This is a genomic window from Bacillus sp. MUM 116, assembly GCF_001866655.1.
GTDB lineage: Bacteria > Bacillota > Bacilli > Bacillales > Cytobacillaceae > Neobacillus.
This window is the reverse complement of sequence record NZ_MLYR01000099.1, coordinates 1-3,128: the sequence shown is the minus strand read 5'-3', so window position 1 is coordinate 3,128 and position 3,128 is coordinate 1. Positions and strand designations below refer to the sequence as shown.

4 protein-coding genes are annotated in these 3,128 nt (G+C 40.1%); all 4 read right to left on the bottom strand.

The window, feature by feature from the left end; all coding sequences use genetic code 11:
* A partial coding sequence (locus BIV60_RS22355) for an amino acid ABC transporter permease (RefSeq protein ID WP_071357931.1) occupies nt 1-563 on the bottom strand: 563 nt, incomplete at its 3' end.
* Between the two features lie 4 nt (nt 564-567).
* Complete coding sequence (locus tag BIV60_RS22350) at nt 568-1,215, bottom strand: amino acid ABC transporter permease (protein ID WP_177177376.1); 648 nt, start codon at nt 1,213-1,215, stop codon at nt 568-570.
* Nucleotides 1,216-1,298: 83 nt separating this feature from the next.
* A complete protein-coding gene (locus BIV60_RS22345) occupies nt 1,299-2,105 on the bottom strand; it encodes a transporter substrate-binding domain-containing protein (protein ID WP_071357929.1) in 807 nt (268 codons plus the stop codon).
* Between the two features lie 14 nt (nt 2,106-2,119).
* A complete protein-coding gene (locus tag BIV60_RS22340) occupies nt 2,120-2,848 on the bottom strand; it encodes an amino acid ABC transporter ATP-binding protein (RefSeq protein WP_071357928.1) in 729 nt (242 codons plus the stop codon).
* Nucleotides 2,849-3,128: the final 280 nt, after the last annotated feature.

Here is a 3,128-nt window from a genome sequence, read left to right as displayed (position 1 = left end):
GAGCTTTTTTGTGCATAAATGATCTGTCCGTTGTGTAATAAATCCGGCAGGGCAATGACGACTGCCAGGGATGTATCTTTAAGCAGAGAAATAAATTGACTGACAATAGGGGGAACCATTCGTCTCAGAGCCTGGGGCATGATGATATAGCGTAATGTCTGGATATAGGTCAGTCCGGAAGAACGTCCTGCTTCAATCTGGCCTTTTTCGATGGAGTTTAATCCGCTTCGGATAATTTCTGACAGCATGGCCGATTCAAAAACGGTCAATGCTGCGATAGCTGCAGTGGTAATTTCCATCTCAATTCCGATTTCGGGCAATGCAAAATAGGTAAAGAAAATGATCAGCAGCAAGGGAAGGTTACGAATGGTCTCGACAATTAAAGCAAGAACTGGTGAAACAACGGGAATCCGCGCATATCTGAGAGTGCCAATAAGACCACCAATAACAAAACTGAGGACAATCGAAATGGCAGCGACCTTAAGAGTGACCCCAAATCCTTCCAACAAAAATTTAAAATTGTCCTGTGTATATACTTCAGTGAACGGTGCCAGAAAATCCATCCTTTTATGCACCTCCTGCATGACTACGAGCCATGCGTTTTTCTAAATATCCTACACCAAGACTTAAAGGAATGGTTAATAGTAAATAAAATAGGGCAACAAACACATAAGTATCAAAGGTTACGTATGTTTTTGCTGAGATTAAGTCCCCCTGATACATTAAATCCCCACCAGCGACGACTGCTAACAATGATGAATTTTTAACTAAATTGATAAATTGGTTGCCAAGAGGAGGGATGACAATTTTGATCGCCTGTGGTAGGATAATCATTCTCATTGCTTGGCCGTAGCTTAACCCAGTCGATCGGGCAGCCTCCATTTGGCCTTTTGGAACCGACATAATTCCAGCGCGGATGGCTTCGGCAATGAAAGACGCCGTATAAATGGTCAATCCTAGTGTTCCTGCCACCATCCCTCCAAAGTTTCCAACCAAGTATGTGAAAAAGATGATAACTAGTACCGGTATATTACGGATAAATTCAACATATGCCGTACCGAGCCAGTTTAGTAGTTTAAACGGGCCAATTCGCATGACTGCAATCAGTGTTCCCAAAAGGAAGCTGCATAATAAAGCTATTAAACTGGCAATAAGGGTTATTTTTAATCCTTGCAAAAATGAATCGATATTAGTGGTTAAAATCGAGAAATCCACAAGTGATCTCCTCCTAATGAGTCAGGATGAGCTGGATTGTAAACTTACAACTGCCCATCCTGACTAGAAACCTTAAAAAGGGATTATTTTTTAATCCATTTATTCTTTATTTCATCGTACTTTCCTGAATCCTTCAGGCTTTTTAATGCTTTATTCAACGCATCGACAAGCTCTTTATTGCCTTTTTTAACAGCGATACCATAAGGTTCTTCAGTGAACGTTCCACCAACCAGTTCATAGGATGGATCTTCTTCTGCCATTCCATAAAGGATTGCATCATCTGTAGTCAGGGCATCTCCTTTACCTGCCTTTAAGGCTGTAAAGGCTTCCGCATAGTTTTCGAATTCAAGTACGGTTGTTTCAGGCGCTTTCTCACGAATATTATTCGCAGAGGTTGAGCCTTTAACAGCTAGTACCGTTGTTCCCTTTTTCAAGTCCGCAATGCTGTGAATCTTGCTGCCTTTTTTCACAAGCAAGGATTGACCAGCTTGAAAATAGACATCTGTAAAATCGACTTCTTTTTTACGTTCCTCCGTGATGGTCATCGTTGCGACTACCGCTTCAACCTTGCCATTATTTAGTAGGCCTACCCTGGTTTTCGAAGTAACCTCTACATACTGAGGCTTAACGTCCTTGCCAAACATTTCTTCTGTTAATGCTTTGGAAAGATCGATATCAAATCCTTCCACCTCACCAGTCGAAGGATTTTTCAATCCAAACAAACGAGTGTCATTTTTGACTCCATAAACGATTTTTTTGTCTTCCTTGATCTTCGTAAGTACATCCTTGCTGCTGCCTTTCGAGTCCTTGTCCCCGCCGCAGCCGGCAAGAAGTAGGGCAGCCATTGTTGATACTACCACCATTTTTAATAAATTTTTTGTTTTGAACATTTCCTTTCCCCCTATTAATGATTTAATATACGGCTGAGAAATAAGCGAGCCCGTTCTTCACGTGGATTCTCGAAAAATTCAGCCGGAACTGCTTCTTCTAAAATTCCCCCCTCATTCATAAATACGATTCGGTCTGCCACCTCTCTGGCAAAGCCCATTTCGTGGGTGACTACGACCATCGTCATTCCTTCTTTAGCGAGGGCTTTCATAACATCCAGGACCTCTCCGATCATTTCGGGATCTAGTGCCGAGGTCGGCTCATCGAATAGCATGATTTCCGGTTTCATTGCAAGGCCGCGGGCTATTGCTACACGTTGCTGCTGGCCCCCGGAAAGCTGGGAAGGATAGGAATCGGCCTTATCTAATATACCTACCTTATCGAGATAATGTTTTGCCGTATTCTTCGCTTCTTTTTCAGACAGGTTCAATACTTTCATAGGAGCAAGAGTGATATTTTCAAGCACAGTTTTGTGTGGATATAAGTTGAAATGCTGAAAAACCATTCCAATATTGCGCCTTAGCTTATTGATATCTGTTTTTTTATTTCCAACAGATATCCCATTAACAGTGAGTGTGCCGTCGGAGATTGTTTCCAGATGATTGATTACTCGCAGCAAAGTACTTTTCCCTGAACCGGATGGACCTATTACTACTACAACTTCACCTGGATTGATTGTGAGATTAATATCTTTTAAGACATGAAAATCACCATAAAACTTATTTACTTGTTTAAATTCAATCATTCTTGACCTCCTGATTCAATTCCTCAAAGTTATACAAATCCATTTTTGGTAATTTTTAGAATCGTTTAAATTATATTCTTAACTTGTTTTAATAAACTAGGACAATTTACTTGTTTTTTTAGGAGTAGAACAGATAATCTAGTATAGATTACTTAAGTGTTATTCCGATTTACTTTTTAAGACATTAAAATTGGTTAATAATAAATAAAAACTAAAATAGCTGTCAAAAATGACAGCTATTTTTGAAAAGGCTCTTTTCGTAAACTTTGTTGCTTTTGGA

What these genes read in the sequence shown, in the direction of transcription:
- BIV60_RS22345 (WP_071357929.1), bottom strand. Translation starts at nt 2,105, where the DNA reads ATGTTCAAAACAAAAAATTTATTAAAAATGGTGGTAGTATCAACAATG.
- BIV60_RS22340 (WP_071357928.1), bottom strand. Translation starts at nt 2,848, where the DNA reads ATGATTGAATTTAAACAAGTAAATAAGTTTTATGGTGATTTTCATGTC.